1 protein-coding gene is annotated in these 1,273 nt (G+C 63.6%); it reads left to right on the top strand.

All coding sequences use genetic code 11. The features are described from left to right. On the top strand, positions 1 to 1,273 hold a 1,273-nt coding region (gene traD, locus GSQ95_RS25320; protein WP_158973996.1), incomplete at both ends, for a type IV conjugative transfer system coupling protein TraD.

Below are 1,273 nucleotides of genomic sequence, written 5' to 3'. Positions count from 1 at the left end.
GGCCCGGCGGCTCGAGGCGCGCCTGGAGTTCGCGCCCTTCCCGCTCACCCTGCTAGCCAAGGCCACCGCCTGGGACAACGCCGCAAACCCATTCCGGCCTCTGCCCCCGGTAGGCGGCCTGCCGCGGCTACACGGCATCGAGCCCGAAGAGCACGACGTTACCCTGCCGCTGGGCGAGCGAGTGGGTCACTCCATCGTCCTGGGCACCACTCGGGTCGGCAAGACGCGCCTGGCCGAGCTCTTCATCACCCAGGACATCCGCCGCAAGCGGCGCGGCCAGCATGAGGTGGTGATCGTCTTCGATCCCAAGGGCGATGCTGACCTCCTCAAGCGAATGTACGTTGAGTGCGAGCGCGCCGGCCGGGCCAACGAGTTCTACGTTTTCCACCTGGGCTGGCCGGACCAGTCCGCCCGCTACAATGCGGTGGGCCGCTTCGGTCGGATCTCGGAGGTGGCCACCCGCGTCGCGGGCCAGCTGTCCAGCGAGGGCAACTCGGCGGCATTCAAGGAATTCGCCTGGCGGTTCGTCAACATCATCGCCCGGGCCCTGGTAGCTCTCGGCCGCCGGCCGGACTACCTGCAGATCCAGCAACACGTCATCAACATCGAAGGGCTGTTCTTGGAGTACGCCCAGAAGTATTTCGACGAGCATGACCCCAAGGCCTGGGAGAAGATCATCTTTATCGAGGGCAAGCTCAACGACAAGAACGTCCCCTTTAACATGAAGGGCCGACCGCTGCGAGTCATCGCCATCGACCAGTATCTGAACCAGACGCGCGTATTGGATCCGGTCATGGATGGCTTGCGCAGTGCAGTACGCTACGACAAGACCTATTTCGACAAGATCGTCGCCTCGCTGCTGCCATTGCTGGAGAAACTCACCACCGGCCGTATGGCCGAGCTGATCGCTCCGGACTACCACGACGTCAACGACCCCCGGCCGATCTTCGACTGGATGCAGGTGGTGCGCAAACGCGCTGTGGTCTATGTAGGCCTGGACGCCCTCTCCGACACCGAGGGCGCCGCAGCGGTGGGCAACTCCATGTTCTCGGACTTGGTCTCGGTTGCCGGCCACATCTACAAGTACGGCATCAATGATGGCTTGCCCGGGGAGGCCAGCAGCAAGGTGGCCATCAACCTGCACGCGGACGAATTCAACGAGCTGATCGGCGATGAGTTCATCCCCATGATCAACAAGGGCGGTGGCGCCGGTCTGCAGGTCACGGCCTATACCCAGACCCTGTCCGACATCGAGGCCAAGATCGGCAACCGC

The organism is Pseudomonas sp. BAV 4579 (assembly GCF_009765395.1).
GTDB classification, from domain to species: Bacteria; Pseudomonadota; Gammaproteobacteria; order Pseudomonadales; family Pseudomonadaceae; genus Chryseomonas; species Chryseomonas aestiva.
Note: the sequence above shows the minus strand (reverse complement) of the source record. Positions and strands in the feature narration are given on the sequence as shown.